The organism is Flavobacterium sp. T50_26, from assembly GCF_057652995.1.
Genome location: NZ_JBYFCC010000003.1, coordinates 137,800 through 150,465, shown reverse-complemented (window position 1 = coordinate 150,465; position 12,666 = coordinate 137,800). Strand labels below are relative to the sequence as shown.

Genomic DNA, 12,666 nt, shown 5'->3' with positions numbered 1-12,666 from the left:
GTGAAAATTTGTCAATGTGACAGTGAGAGGTTATCAATTAAACTAGATTAATTGACATCTCTCCAATTGACTAATTGACACATTGTCCAATTGTCACATTTTATTTCCGAATAATCTGAACCTGACTATCCAACGTTAATTTTATAATCGTGGATGGCTTATCACAAATTTTTTCGCGGTGCAAATTTACAACATAGTCTACACCTTTAATAATTTCGGGACTGATTTCTTTGAATGATTTTGGAGTAGGTTGTCCGGAAATGTTTGCAGAAGTAGAAACCAACGGTCTTTTCATGCGTTCCATCAATTTAAAACAAAATGGTTCTTTCACTAATCGAACGGCCAACGATTGGTCTTCTGCAATGATATTTGGAGCCACATTTCGTGGTTTATCTAAAATTAAAGTCGTTGGTTTCTCTGATAAATCGAGAATTTGCCAAGCTACTTCGGGAATATCCTTGAAAACAGTATACATCATTTTTTCACCATTCATTAACACAATCATGCTTTTTGATTCTTCTCTTTTTTTAAGAGCATAGATTTTTTTTATGGCTTCTGGATTCGTGGCATCACAACCAATTCCCCAAACTGTATCGGTAGGGTAGAGGATGATTCCTCCGTTTTGAATGACTTCGTATGCATTGTGGATTTCGGTGTTGATGTCGTTCATAACTATTTTTGTTTGTACTGGAGTGATTCACTCATTGGAGCTCCTCTCCAAATTAATGAAAACAAAGGTCTGTTTTTAGCTTTAATTAAACTACTCAATCCATATTTAAAAAGTAAAAACCATCGAACTGATTGATAACCAAAATTACCGTAATGTTTCTTCATTATATAAAGCAAGGAAATTTTGAGTTCTTTTTTTATGGCTAACGATTTTTCGGTACTTGCTCCGTGAAAGTGGATAAACTCTGCTCCAGGAATTAAATAGGCAAATTTATTCATTTTAGCGAGTCTTAAACAGAGGTCAGTTTCTTCGTAATACAAAAAAATTTGCTGATCAAAACCACCCACTTTTACAAAATCATCAACTCTAATGAACATGAAACTTCCCGGAACAAAATTTACTTGGATAGGCGAGTTGTATTTCTTTTTTCGTTTAGGGTATTTTTTAGGATTAATTAGTTCCAAAAAACTTCTTCCAAAAATTTCTCTAGCTGGAGAGGCAAAATGATCTAATGAAATTAGAAATTTATTGTCTTCTTTATATGCTTGAGCTCCTGCAATTCCTATCGATAAATTATTGTCAAGTTCATTTTTTAAAATAGCCAAACAATTATTCAAAAAGAGTGTGTCGTTGTTTACAAATGCAAGATATTTTGCGTTAGAATGTTTAAAACCATACATGTTTCCGCCACCAAAACCCGCATTAATATTATTTTTAAGCAGTTTTAAATTGGGTAAATTTGAATTATCGCAAAAGCTTTTCAGGTTTTCAAAATCTTTCTTTTCAGAACAATTATCAGTTATGATTACTTGGAAATTAATTTCGTTTGATGTTTTTTCATAAATTGAATTAATACAGTCAATACTTAACTCGCTTGAATTATAATTGATCAAAATTATTGCAATATCAAACATATTATAAAAATTGGTTTATTCCTTTTTCGATGAAAGTCAGTTTTTTTTCTTTTGTTTGACGTTCAATTTCATGGTTAATTTCGATGTGACTTTTTGATTGTTCTTTATGGTAAATATGATACGCAATTCCGGCAAATTTGAGGCGTTTTCCTTTGATTCCTAAATTATGCAATCGTTCAATCATTTCTGAATCATCTATGCCCCAGCCCACTAAATCTTCATTAAAACCATTTATTTTAATGAAATCTTCTCGCCAAAATGACATATTGCAACCCCTAAGTTTTGAGGATCTTTTCTCTACAATTTTAGCAAAGTTCATCATGAACGGAATGCGAATTGTTCTCCCTCGTTTTTTTATTCCGTTTGAAAATAAATTAAAATGAATTATTTTTTTTGAAAAAAGATCCTCTAAAAGCGATGGTTGAATATTAACCCTTGAGCCAAAAAGATAAAACCCTTTTTGAGCAAATTGAAGATGATCTTCAACAAAATGTTTGTTCATAATAATATCACCATCAATTTCAATAATATAGTCATATTGAGCTTTGGCAATAGCCTTATTCATTATTCGCGGCTTACGATTTTTAATGTCTTCTTGCCAAATATGAATTAATGGAACCGGAAAAATGGTTTGATAATAGTCAATTAAAACTTTTGTATCACTTTTTGAACCATCATCTGCAATGATTACTTCATTTGGCAAAACCGTTTGATTCATTATGCTCAATAACAACAAATCCAATGCCTCCGGCCAATTGTATGTTGGAGTTACGAGTGAACATTTAAGTTTATTTTTCATACTTTTAAATAATCTGGCAAGTTAGGATATTTTTTTATATTTGTAAAAAATACATTATGTTATATGATTGTTTCATTTTTTTCAACGAATTGGATTTGTTGGAAATTAGATTGAATGAATTAGATGGTGTGGTTGATAAATTTGTTTTAGTTGAAGCTGACAGAACATTTCAAAATACAAAAAAACCTTTCATTTTTGAAGAAAATAAAGAACGTTTTTCAAAGTATTTACATAAAATAATACACATAAAACTTACTAAATATCCATTATTTATACCGGTTATTAATCCATTTTCGCCATGGAAAATTGAATTTTTTCAACGTGATTCTGTTGTTAATGGATTAGTTAACTGTAAGCCTGATGATATAATCATGATTTCGGATGTAGATGAAATACCAAATCCGGAAGTAATTAAATATCAAATGGAAAAAGGAGTTCATAAGATATATGGATTAAAGATGGATATGTTTATGTACTATCTTAATAATAAACTCACTTTTGATGGAGGAAGTAACATGTCTAAAGAAGAATCAAAAGATGGTATATGGCACTGTACAGCATTATTGCCTTATAAACTTTTAAAGAAAAAACCCTATAAAATTAGAAAAACGATAATGCGAACGAAAAGAAGAGGAGAAGTTTATGAAATTCTTCCAAATGCTGGATGGCATTTTACGTATGTTGGTGGAGCAAAAAAAATAGTTGAAAAGTTGGAATCATTTTCTCATACAGAGTATAATCTAGATGAATTTAAAGATATCAATAAGATTAGCGAGTTGATAAAAAAGGGTAAAGATTTGTTTGGAAGAGATATGGAATTTGAAGTTGTTGATTTATCGTATAACTTACCCAAGTATTTAAAAACATCCGAGGCTCAACAAAAATTTAAAGATTTATTCATCTATTAGAAATATGAAATCATCCTTTTTGATTCAACAAAATGTTGATAAAGAAAAAATTGTTGATGCAATTGAAAATTTCAATCAAAAAGGGAAATTGTTTGATGATCGAAAGCGAAATAAAATTAAACTTTTTCAATTTAATGAAATAACAATCAATGTAAAGTCGTTTAAAATCCCAAACTTCATTAACAAAATAGTTTATCGTTTTTTTAGAAAATCTAAAGCGAGACGTTCCTTTGAGTTTGCAAATAAATTGTTAGAAAACGGAATTGGCACTCCGCAACCCTTTGCTTTTTTAGAAAATTATGATTGGATAGGTTTGAAGGACAGCTATTATGTTAGCGAACATTTAAATTGTGATTTGACTTACCGTGAGTTGGTTGAAATTCCGGATTATCCTAATCGAGATAAAATTTTAAGACAATTTACTCAGTTTTCTTATCAATTGCATCAAAAAGGAATTGAGTTTAAAGACCATTCTCCGGGAAATACTTTAATTAAGAAAACCGAAAATGGAGAATATGAATTCTTTTTAGTCGATTTAAATCGGATGGAATTTCATGATAAAATGGATTTTAATCTTCGAATGAAAAACCTATGCAGACTTACTCCTCATAAAGAAATGGTAGCCGTCATGAGTAACGAGTATGCTAGAATTTCCGGAGAATCTGAAAGTTTAATTTTTGAAACGTTGTGGAAATATACTGCTGATTTTCAGTACAAATATTACAGAAAAAAAAGATTGAAAAAGAAATTCCTTTTTTGGAAATAATATGTCTAAAAAAACCACTAAATTTCCATTCTTTTAAAGAGTTGATGAAAGTTTCAATAATTATCACCACATACAATGCAGAGGAATGGTTGCGAAAAGTCTTAATTGGATTTAGCGTTCAATCTGTAGATGATTTTGAAATTGTTATTGCCGATGATGGATCTACTTCAAAAACAAAAGAAATAATTGATAGCTTTTCATCAAAATTTAAACATCCAATTGTTCATGTTTGGCATGAAGATGATGGTTTTCAAAAATCAAAAATTTTAAATCGAGCCATACTTAAATCATCCTCAGATTATCTTTTGTTTACAGATGGAGATTGTATTCCTAGAAAAGATTTTGTAGAAGTCCATCTAAATAATAAAGAAGAAGGCTATTTTTTGTCCGGTGGATATTTTAAACTTCCAATGTTTATTTCTGAGGCAATTTCAGCAGAAAATATTCTCAATCAAAACTGTTTTCAAATTGCTTGGCTTAAAAAACATGGACTCAAAGTGAGTTTTAAGCTCACAAAACTCACACACAGTAGGCTTTTTGCAGGATTTATGAATTGGCTTACACCAACAAAACGCTCCTGGAACGGACACAATTCTTCCGGATTTAAAAAGGATATTCTAGCCGTAAACGGATTTAATCACCAAATGAAATATGGCGGTTTAGACAGAGAATTAGGTGAGCGATTGTTTAATTTAGGATTGTTGTCTAAACAAATTAGATACAGTGCTATTTGCTTGCATTTAGATCACAAAAGAGGTTATTCTTCCACCGAAATATGGAATACAAATAACGCTATTAGAGCATATAATAAAAAGCACAAAGTGATTAAAATTGAAGAAGGAATTGATTCGCTTTAAGCTTTTTTGATATTTAATTCGTTGAAAAAATCATTCAATTTTTCTAAAATTAACTCCAACGGATATTCATCGAAATACTTAAAAGTGTGCTCTTTGATGTATTTTTCATCATGCTCTTCATAAATTTCCGGTTTCAAATCTTTTAAGTGAATTGATACATTTTCTTTTTCATTTTCAAAAATTTGCCAGGTTTCTTTATCCACCGAAGGAGAAAATAAAGAAAAAGTAGGAACACTTAATGCTTTTGCCATATTTACTGCTCCGCCTTCATTTCCAATTAACATTGAACAACGTGAAAGTAAAGCCAAAAAAGGTCGTAAACCTTCACTATACAAATCAAAATGGGTGTTGCTTTTTGTTTTCTCATCACAAAAATCATAGACTTTTTTTGCCTCTTCCAACTGAGAAGGAATATAATTAAAGACAATATCTGCATCTAGTTTTTCAACCGTAAAATCAATAATTTTGGCCATTTTTTCAAGTGGATAGGTTTTATACCATTCACTCCCCAAAATTCCAAACATAATTAAAGGCTTTTGACCGTAAATGATACCATTTTTTTGAAGCAATTGCTCTGCCCCTTTAATTTCATCATTTCTCAGAAAAATTTTTGGTTTATAATCTGTAATCGATTCAGAAATTAATGGTTTTAAAAGCAAAAGTCTATTATCAATTGCTAAACCTAATTCCGATTTTGTCCCGTTTTTAAATCGCTTGATATTGTGATTGTAAAAAAATGACGAATAGCCTTTATCATAAGAAATTTTATACTTTGCTCCTGAAAAGAAAGTAATTAAATTGGTTTCTAATTTGCTGTAAGCATCAATAACCACATCATATTTTTTCTTTCTGATTTCAAAAATGAATTTGAATAATTTTGGATACGATTTTCTAACCGTATTAGTTAAAACTATGATTTCATTAATCGATGGATTTTCAAGCAAAACATCAATGCAATTTGGATAACACATGTAATCAATTTTAGCATCCGGATATTTGTTTTTCAGATTGTTACAAAGAATAGTGCTCGTTAAAACATCGCCAATTCTCTTTTGTTGAATCACTAAAATTTTCATATTTATTTAAGGTTTTATCCGGTTGCTAAAATACAAACTATTTGTAGAACGGTTTCTTTGATTCACACTTTTTGAATAAAATAATGCTAAATGTTATACTTTTGTTTTCAAATTAATGATTTTTAGAAAATGGCAATAAGTGGTTTGGTTATAACTTTTAATGAGGAAAAAATGATTGGCAAGTGCATCGATGCATTGTTTAAAGTGTGTGACGAAGTGATTATCGTTGACTCATTAAGTAAAGATAGAACGGTTGAAATTGCTAAAGAGAAAGGAGCGATCGTTATTTCACAAGCTTTTTTAGGTGATGGTCCGCAGCGATCTCATGGTTTGCCTTACTGCAAAAATGATTGGATTTTGAATTTGGATGCCGATGAATTTTTAGACAAAGATGCTGAAGAATTTATTGTAAAAGAAAAGTATTTAATTGGAAATTACGATGCTTTTAGCTTTAGAGTTAAAAATTATCTTGCAGATAAATTAATTGATTTTGCAGGATGGTATCCCGATCATAAAGTTAGATTTTTTAATAAGCAAACTGCCAAACCGTCTGATTCAAAAGTACATCAAAAAATCATTACGCAAAATGAAAAAAAGGTTTCAGTTCACATTCTTCATTATGGCTGGGCTTCTTTAGACCAAATAATTGCTAAGAAAAATCAATATTCAACGTGGCATGCTCAACAACTTTATGATCAAGGAAAAAGAATCAACGCTTTTAAACCGGTTCTAAACGGTTCAGTTGCTTTTTTAAGATGTTATTTTCTCAAAAAAGGATTTTTGAACGGCTTAGATGGTCTAACAATTTCTTTAATTCAAGGTTTTTTCTCTTACGCAAAGTATGCCAAATTGATTAAGTTGCAAAAAAACTAAACCGCCACATTATATTCTCTCAAAGCATCGTTCAAACTCGTTTTCAAATCTGTGGATGGTTTACGCTGACCAATAATCAACGCACACGGAACTTGAAATTCGCCGGCAGGAAACTTCTTGGTGTAGGTTCCCGGAATTACAACCGATCGAGCAGGAACAAATCCTTTATACTCAACTGGGCTTTCGCCAGTAACATCAATAATTTTGGTTGAACCGGTTAAAACCACATTCGCTCCTAAAACGGCTTCTTTTTCTACTCGAATTCCTTCTACTACAATGCAACGTGAACCAATAAAAGCTCCATCTTCAATAATAACCGGTGCTGCTTGAAGCGGTTCTAAAACGCCACCAATGCCAACTCCGCCACTCAAGTGAACGTCTTTTCCAATTTGAGCACAACTTCCCACGGTTGCCCACGTATCCACCATCGTGCCTTCATCAACATAGGCTCCGATATTCACATAACTTGGCATCAAAATCACACCCTTAGAAATATATGAACCATATCTTGCAACAGCTGGCGGAACAACACGAATTCCTTTTTCGGCATAATCGCGTTTTAAAAGCATTTTGTCGTGGTATTCAAAAATCCCGGCTTCCCACGTTTCCATTTTTTGAATTGGGAAATACATCACAACCGCTTTCTTAACCCATTCATTCACTTGCCAACCATCAGTTGTTGGTTCGGCAACGCGAAGTTTTCCGTTATCTAATAAATCAATAACATTTCTAATGGCAGAAATTGTATTTTCTTCTTGCAATAAAGCTCTGTTTTCCCAAGCTTTTTCTATGATAAGTTGTAATTCGTTCATCGTTATTTTAATTTGAAACAAAGATAAAATCTTTTAACCACAAAAAATGGTTTGATTTTTGTAAACTTTAAATTTTTTGAAAACAAAAAGCAGTAAATTTGTGATAAACCTAAAAATAGCAAAATATGAAAATAAAAGTAATTACTCTAATGACTCTATTTTTTTTAGTAGTGAGTTGTGCTAAAAAGGATAAAAATGAAACAACCGATACAACGGTCGTAGATTCAACTGAAGTTGTTGTTAATGATGATCATAATGCTAAGAATTCTTTAGATTATATGGGAATGTATCAAGGTATTTTACCATGTGCTGATTGCGAGGGAATTGAAACTTCAATATTATTGGAAGACGACAAAAACTATGTTTTAAAAACCAACTATTTAGGTAAAAAGAATTCAACAACCAACGAAGTTCGTGGAGTTTATTCATGGAATGAAGAAGGAAACACGATTATTTTAGCAGGTATTGAAAATGCTCCCAATCGTTATTTTGTGGGAGAAAATTATCTAAAACAATTGGATATGGATGGAAATAAAATTGAAGGTGATTTGGCTGAGAAGTATGTGTTGCAAAAGAAATCAAATGTAAAAGTGTTACCTCCACCTCCGCCACCAGCACCAATATTGATAAAAGATGTTTCATATCACCCTAAGAGTCTTGAAAACACTTCTTTGATTAAAAATAAATGGAGATTAGTTGAACTTAATGGTAAACCTGTTGTAAATAATAATGATCACAAAAAGGAAATGTTTATTCGAATGAACAATGAAGGTAGATATTCCGCTTTTGCCGGTTGTAATAATATGATGGGCGGTTTTGAGTTGAAAGATGAAAAGTCACTAATCAAATTCACCAAAGGAGCTTCCACTATGATGGCTTGTCCGGATATGACAACTGAACAAGAATTTGCAGAAATGCTTGAAAAAGTTGATAATTACAGTATAAACGGAAATAGTTTATCATTCAATAGAGCAAGAATGGCTCCGTTAGCGAGGTTTGAAGCGATGAAATAATCATGTATATTTGTAAAAAGTATTTGTTATGGAAACGATAAGAATTGATTGCGAACCAAGTATCAAAACTAAAATAGTAGAGTTTTTAAATAATTTTTCTTCAAACGATTATAAAATAATCACAGAAGATGCATCATTTATAAACGATAAGAAAAAACTTGAAGCCACTTTAGAAAAAATGGCAAATGGAACTGCCGAGTATTATTCACTTGATGAACTTGATAATTATTTAGAAAAAACGATTTCTAAATATGAAGATTAGATTTGAAAAGGATTTTTTATTGGCATTAAACGAACAAGTTGAATATATTGCAAAAGATAAACCAAAAGCTGCAAGAAAGTTTAAATCTGATTTGGTTAAAAATCTCCGCAAAGACTTAAAAAGACCATTTCATTTTAAAAAATCCATACATTTTGATAATGAAATTATCAGAGATTACGTTTTCAAAGGCTATGTTTGTGTTTATTTCATTGACACAGAAAATAAAATAGTAACCATTTTTGGTTTTCTTAAATACAAAGAATCTTTATAAAATGCCACGAATCCTCGCCATAGATTACGGAATAAAACGCACCGGAATTGCCGTTACCGATGAATTACAAATCATTGCATCCGGACTAACAACCATTCCATCCGAAACAATCATTTCTTTTTTGAAAGAATATTTTTCAAAAGAAAATGTATCAACTGTTTTAATTGGTGAGCCTAAACAAATGAACGGTTTACCATCAGAAAGCACACCAATTATTGAAAAATTTGTGGCTACCTTTTCAACTGAATTTCCAGAGATGAAAGTCGTTCGTGTGGATGAACGTTTTACATCCAAAATGGCTTTTCAAACGATGATAGACAGCGGTTTAAGTAAAAAACAACGCCAAAACAAAGGTTTAGTGGATGAAATTGCCGCAACCATTTTGTTACAGGATTATTTGACCAGAAAAATGATTTAACAGAAAACCTACCTGAATTAAAGCAAAAATCAAGATTCTTTTTATTACTTTTGCATCCGAATTTAATCAAAATTTTTAAATTCTAATTCAATAAAATTGCTCTTATGATTTTACCAATTGTTGGATATGGTGATCCGGTTTTACGAAAAGTAGGTGCAGAAATTTCACCGGAATATCCCAATTTATCGGAACTTATTGCAAATATGTATGAGACTATGTACAATGCGTATGGCGTTGGTTTGGCGGCTCCTCAAATTGGTTTAGCCATTCGTTTATTTATTGTTGATACCGCTCCATTTGCCGAAAGTGATGATTTATCAACAGAAGAAACAGAGCAATTAAAATCATTTAAAAAAACATTCATCAACGCTAAAATTGTAAAAGAAGAAGGCAATGAATGGGGTTTCAACGAAGGTTGTTTGAGCATTCCCGAAGTGCGTGAAGACGTTTTCAGAAAAGAGCGAATTACAATTGAATATGTTGATGAAAATTTCGTTAAACATTCCGATGTTTACGATGGTCTAATCGCCAGAGTTATTCAGCATGAATATGATCATATTGAAGGCATTTTGTTTACCGATAAAATATCATCACTCAAAAAAACGTTAATTAAAAAAAGATTGCAAAACATCATCGACGGAAAAATTTTCCCCGATTATAGAATGAAGTTTTTCAACAAAAAAGGAAGATAATACACAAGTTTAATTTATATTTTAAAAATGAGTTTACAAAAAATATTAGCCATTTCGGGAAAACCGGGATTATTCGAATTAAAAATTCAAACCAGAACAGGATTTGTAGCTGAAAGCTTTTTAGACGGAAAAAAAATCACAGTTGGAATGAGAAGCAATGTGAGTTTACTTTCTGAAATTGCCGTTTACACCTACAACGAAGAAATTAAGTTAGCAGAAGTTTTTAAAGCCATTGCTACAAAGGAAAATGACGGACCAACTACTATTTCTCATAAAGACGATTATAGTATTTTAACGACTTATTTCAGAGAAGTTTTACCTGAATTTGATGAAGACAGAGTTTATCCTTCGGATATTAAAAAAATCATTAATTGGTACAATATGTTGCAACCAAAAGGATTAGTTTCGGTTGAAGCATTATCAAAGGAATTGAAAGAAGCTGAAAAACCGGCTGAATAATTTTATAAAAAATTAAATCATAATTAAATCCTGCTTTCGAGTAGGATTTTTTATTTTTACATAAATCAAAATCAAATGAATACAAGAACAAAACAACTCGAAGCTTTTGGAAGATTGCTTGATATTATGGACGATTTGCGTGAAAAATGTCCGTGGGATAAAAAGCAAACCTTAGAAAGTTTACGCCATCTTACCATCGAAGAAACCTACGAATTAGGCGATGCCATTTTGGATAATGATCTGCAGGAAATCAAAAGGGAATTGGGCGATTTGTTGTTGCATATTGTTTTTTATGCCAAAATTGGAAGCGAAACCAATGATTTTGATATTGCCGATGTAGCCAATAGTATTTGTGATAAATTGATTGATCGTCATCCACATATTTACGGCGATGTGATTGTGGCCAATGAAGAAGAAGTAAAACAAAACTGGGAAAAACTAAAGCTTAAAGAAGGTAAAAAATCAGTTTTAGAAGGTGTGCCGAAAAGTTTGCCTGCTCTCGTAAAAGCAAGTCGAATTCAAGATAAAGTGAAAGGCGTTGGTTTTGATTGGGAAGAACCACATCAAGTTTGGGATAAAGTTCAGGAAGAAATTTCAGAATTTCAGGAGGAAGTAAAATCAGGAAATTTTGAAAAGATGGAAGCCGAATTTGGTGATGTTTTGTTTTCGATGATTAATTATGCACGGTTTTTAAAAATTAATCCTGAAGATGCTTTAGAGCGAACGAACAAAAAATTCATGAAACGGTTTATGTATTTAGAAAGCAAAGCTGGAGAATTAGGAAAGCCTTTAGCAAATATGACTTTAGCAGAAATGGATGTGTTTTGGGAAGAAGCAAAAAAACTTCCTAAGTAGAACTTAATTTTAAAGAAATGAATCTACCTTATTATGCCGTAATTTTTACATCTACTCGAACAGAAGTGGATGAATCATACAACGAAATGGCAATAAAAATGGTTGAATTAGCCCAAGAACAAGAAGGTTTTCTTGGTGTAGAATCGGCTAGAAATGACATAGGAATTACCGTTTCGTATTGGAAATCGTTGGAATCAATTAAGCAATGGAAACAAAATTTAGATCATTTGGATGCTCAACGAAAAGGAATTTCAAAATGGTATGAAAATTATACCGTTCGAATTTGTTTGGTTGAAAAGGAGTATAGTTTTCAGAAATGATAAAAAAAAAATCAAGTTCAATTAAGAATTAAATCTAATCGAACTTGATTTTTTTCAGTTAGGAGAAAATTTACTCTCCCAAATTATAAATCTCCATAATATCTTTTAAAACTTCTTTAAAATTAATTTTTAAATCGATTAATTTTCCGGAATGGATGTCAAAAACCCAACCGTGTACTTGTAAATTTCTTTCGCGATATGCTTTTTGAACGGCGGCTGTTTTGATTAAATTGACGCATTGTTCCTGCACATTCAATTCAACTAAACGATTATATCGGGCGTTTTCATCAGTAATAGCATTCAATTCTTTTTTATGAAGACGATACACATCACGAATGTTGCGTAACCACGGATTTAAAATTCCTAAATCCTTAGCTTGCATTGCTGCTTTAACACCTCCACAGAAATAATGTCCGCAAACCACCACATGGTTAACTTTTAAATGATCCACGGCATAATTCATAACCGACATTACGTTTAAATCAATGCTAATCACCATATTGGCAATATTTCGATGAACGAAAACTTCTCCGGGTTCAACACCCATTAAATCTTCGGCTGTAACCCGACTGTCGGAACAACCGATGTAGAGAATTTCAGGACTTTGCCCTTTTGATAAATTTTCAAAATAATTGGCATCAACTGATAGTTTTTCAGCGATCCACTTTTCGTTGTTTTTAAATACTTTTTCAATTTCCATA

The 12,666-nt window shown here is 31.5% G+C and carries 18 protein-coding genes; 12 read left to right on the top strand and 6 right to left on the bottom strand.

All coding sequences use genetic code 11. The annotated features are described in order from the left end of the window. Positions 1-100: 100 nt before the first annotated feature. The 3 genes from AC23MC_RS02890 to AC23MC_RS02880 are packed head-to-tail and all read right to left on the bottom strand — an operon-like array spanning position 101 to position 2,383. Positions 101-670 (bottom strand): L-threonylcarbamoyladenylate synthase, encoded by a 570-nt coding sequence (locus tag AC23MC_RS02890; RefSeq protein WP_487566926.1) that lies wholly within the window; start codon positions 668-670, stop codon positions 101-103. Positions 671-672: 2 nt separating this feature from the next. Beyond that, on the bottom strand, positions 673-1,584 hold the full coding sequence (locus AC23MC_RS02885; protein WP_487566925.1) for a glycosyltransferase family 2 protein: 912 nt from the start codon (positions 1,582-1,584) through the stop codon (positions 673-675). A gap of 1 nt (position 1,585) precedes the next feature. Then, positions 1,586-2,383: a glycosyltransferase family 2 protein gene (locus AC23MC_RS02880; RefSeq protein WP_248433344.1), complete on the bottom strand. Its 798-nt coding sequence runs from the start codon at positions 2,381-2,383 to the stop codon at positions 1,586-1,588. A 56-nt stretch (positions 2,384-2,439) separates the two neighbouring features. Between AC23MC_RS02880 and AC23MC_RS02875 the strand changes: the two genes are divergently transcribed. Genes AC23MC_RS02875 through AC23MC_RS02865 form a run of 3 tightly spaced genes read left to right on the top strand, consistent with a single transcriptional unit; the run spans position 2,440 to position 4,914 of the window. Beyond that, positions 2,440-3,291 (top strand): glycosyltransferase family 17 protein, encoded by an 852-nt coding sequence (locus AC23MC_RS02875; protein WP_487566924.1) that lies wholly within the window; start codon positions 2,440-2,442, stop codon positions 3,289-3,291. A gap of 4 nt (positions 3,292-3,295) precedes the next feature. After that, positions 3,296-4,057 carry a lipopolysaccharide kinase InaA family protein gene (locus tag AC23MC_RS02870; RefSeq protein ID WP_487566923.1) on the top strand — a complete coding sequence of 254 codons (762 nt, stop codon included), beginning with the start codon at positions 3,296-3,298 and terminating at the stop codon, positions 4,055-4,057. A gap of 44 nt (positions 4,058-4,101) precedes the next feature. Further along, positions 4,102-4,914, top strand: a complete 813-nt coding sequence (locus AC23MC_RS02865; protein ID WP_487566922.1) for a glycosyltransferase family 2 protein — start codon at positions 4,102-4,104, stop codon at positions 4,912-4,914. On the opposite strand, the gene AC23MC_RS02860 is transcribed toward AC23MC_RS02865, so the two are convergent. Further along, a complete protein-coding gene (locus AC23MC_RS02860; RefSeq protein ID WP_487566921.1) occupies positions 4,911-5,990 on the bottom strand; it encodes a glycosyltransferase family 9 protein in 1,080 nt (359 codons plus the stop codon). The two genes, AC23MC_RS02865 and AC23MC_RS02860, sit on opposite strands and share 4 nt — an antisense overlap. A gap of 129 nt (positions 5,991-6,119) precedes the next feature. Here AC23MC_RS02860 and AC23MC_RS02855 point away from each other — a divergent pair, with 129 nt between their 5' ends. Then, positions 6,120-6,863, top strand: coding sequence for a glycosyltransferase family 2 protein (locus tag AC23MC_RS02855; RefSeq protein ID WP_487566920.1), 744 nt, complete (start codon positions 6,120-6,122; stop codon positions 6,861-6,863). On the opposite strand, the gene AC23MC_RS02850 is transcribed toward AC23MC_RS02855, so the two are convergent. Next, positions 6,860-7,675: a 2,3,4,5-tetrahydropyridine-2,6-dicarboxylate N-succinyltransferase gene (locus tag AC23MC_RS02850; RefSeq protein WP_487566919.1), complete on the bottom strand. Its 816-nt coding sequence runs from the start codon at positions 7,673-7,675 to the stop codon at positions 6,860-6,862. The two genes, AC23MC_RS02855 and AC23MC_RS02850, sit on opposite strands and share 4 nt — an antisense overlap. Before the next feature lie 125 nt (positions 7,676-7,800). On the opposite strand from AC23MC_RS02850, the gene AC23MC_RS02845 reads away from it, so the two are divergent. From AC23MC_RS02845 to AC23MC_RS02810, 8 genes are all read left to right on the top strand, one after another. After that, on the top strand, positions 7,801-8,688 hold the full coding sequence (locus tag AC23MC_RS02845) for a copper resistance protein NlpE N-terminal domain-containing protein (RefSeq protein WP_487566918.1): 888 nt from the start codon (positions 7,801-7,803) through the stop codon (positions 8,686-8,688). 28 nt (positions 8,689-8,716) lie between these two features. Next, a complete protein-coding gene (locus AC23MC_RS02840; RefSeq protein ID WP_248433352.1) occupies positions 8,717-8,950 on the top strand; it encodes a hypothetical protein in 234 nt (77 codons plus the stop codon). Beyond that, on the top strand, positions 8,940-9,221 hold the full coding sequence (locus AC23MC_RS02835; protein ID WP_487566917.1) for a type II toxin-antitoxin system RelE/ParE family toxin: 282 nt from the start codon (positions 8,940-8,942) through the stop codon (positions 9,219-9,221). Before AC23MC_RS02840 ends, AC23MC_RS02835 begins: the two co-directional genes overlap by 11 nt. A gap of 1 nt (position 9,222) precedes the next feature. Next, positions 9,223-9,639, top strand: coding sequence for a Holliday junction resolvase RuvX (ruvX, locus tag AC23MC_RS02830; RefSeq protein WP_487566916.1), 417 nt, complete (start codon positions 9,223-9,225; stop codon positions 9,637-9,639). 104 nt (positions 9,640-9,743) lie between these two features. Next, on the top strand, positions 9,744-10,331 hold the full coding sequence (gene def / locus AC23MC_RS02825; RefSeq protein ID WP_487566915.1) for a peptide deformylase: 588 nt from the start codon (positions 9,744-9,746) through the stop codon (positions 10,329-10,331). 27 nt (positions 10,332-10,358) lie between these two features. After that, a complete protein-coding gene (locus tag AC23MC_RS02820; protein ID WP_487566914.1) occupies positions 10,359-10,790 on the top strand; it encodes a DUF5606 family protein in 432 nt (143 codons plus the stop codon). Between the two features lie 75 nt (positions 10,791-10,865). Next, the gene (gene mazG, locus AC23MC_RS02815; protein WP_487566913.1) at positions 10,866-11,645 is read left to right on the top strand and encodes a nucleoside triphosphate pyrophosphohydrolase; all 780 of its coding nucleotides are present in this window, start codon (positions 10,866-10,868) and stop codon (positions 11,643-11,645) included. Between the two features lie 17 nt (positions 11,646-11,662). Then, a complete protein-coding gene (locus AC23MC_RS02810; RefSeq protein ID WP_487566912.1) occupies positions 11,663-11,965 on the top strand; it encodes an antibiotic biosynthesis monooxygenase family protein in 303 nt (100 codons plus the stop codon). 70 nt (positions 11,966-12,035) lie between these two features. Here the strand turns inward: AC23MC_RS02810 and AC23MC_RS02805 are convergent, their stop codons facing one another. After that, positions 12,036-12,665, bottom strand: coding sequence for a carbonic anhydrase (locus tag AC23MC_RS02805; RefSeq protein WP_487566911.1), 630 nt, complete (start codon positions 12,663-12,665; stop codon positions 12,036-12,038). Position 12,666: the final 1 nt, after the last annotated feature.

Coding starts and splice junctions, on each gene's coding strand:
- AC23MC_RS02890 (WP_487566926.1), bottom strand. CDS start 670: ATGAACGACATCAACACCGAAATCCACAATGCATACGAAGTCATTCAA.
- AC23MC_RS02885 (WP_487566925.1), bottom strand. CDS start 1,584: ATGTTTGATATTGCAATAATTTTGATCAATTATAATTCAAGCGAGTTA.
- AC23MC_RS02880 (WP_248433344.1), bottom strand. CDS start 2,383: ATGAAAAATAAACTTAAATGTTCACTCGTAACTCCAACATACAATTGG.
- AC23MC_RS02875 (WP_487566924.1), top strand. CDS start 2,440: ATGTTATATGATTGTTTCATTTTTTTCAACGAATTGGATTTGTTGGAA.
- AC23MC_RS02870 (WP_487566923.1), top strand. CDS start 3,296: ATGAAATCATCCTTTTTGATTCAACAAAATGTTGATAAAGAAAAAATT.
- AC23MC_RS02865 (WP_487566922.1), top strand. CDS start 4,102: ATGAAAGTTTCAATAATTATCACCACATACAATGCAGAGGAATGGTTG.
- AC23MC_RS02860 (WP_487566921.1), bottom strand. CDS start 5,990: ATGAAAATTTTAGTGATTCAACAAAAGAGAATTGGCGATGTTTTAACG.
- AC23MC_RS02855 (WP_487566920.1), top strand. CDS start 6,120: ATGGCAATAAGTGGTTTGGTTATAACTTTTAATGAGGAAAAAATGATT.
- AC23MC_RS02850 (WP_487566919.1), bottom strand. CDS start 7,675: ATGAACGAATTACAACTTATCATAGAAAAAGCTTGGGAAAACAGAGCT.
- AC23MC_RS02845 (WP_487566918.1), top strand. CDS start 7,801: ATGAAAATAAAAGTAATTACTCTAATGACTCTATTTTTTTTAGTAGTG.
- AC23MC_RS02840 (WP_248433352.1), top strand. CDS start 8,717: ATGGAAACGATAAGAATTGATTGCGAACCAAGTATCAAAACTAAAATA.
- AC23MC_RS02835 (WP_487566917.1), top strand. CDS start 8,940: ATGAAGATTAGATTTGAAAAGGATTTTTTATTGGCATTAAACGAACAA.
- ruvX (WP_487566916.1), top strand. CDS start 9,223: ATGCCACGAATCCTCGCCATAGATTACGGAATAAAACGCACCGGAATT.
- def (WP_487566915.1), top strand. CDS start 9,744: ATGATTTTACCAATTGTTGGATATGGTGATCCGGTTTTACGAAAAGTA.
- AC23MC_RS02820 (WP_487566914.1), top strand. CDS start 10,359: ATGAGTTTACAAAAAATATTAGCCATTTCGGGAAAACCGGGATTATTC.
- mazG (WP_487566913.1), top strand. CDS start 10,866: ATGAATACAAGAACAAAACAACTCGAAGCTTTTGGAAGATTGCTTGAT.
- AC23MC_RS02810 (WP_487566912.1), top strand. CDS start 11,663: ATGAATCTACCTTATTATGCCGTAATTTTTACATCTACTCGAACAGAA.
- AC23MC_RS02805 (WP_487566911.1), bottom strand. CDS start 12,665: ATGGAAATTGAAAAAGTATTTAAAAACAACGAAAAGTGGATCGCTGAA.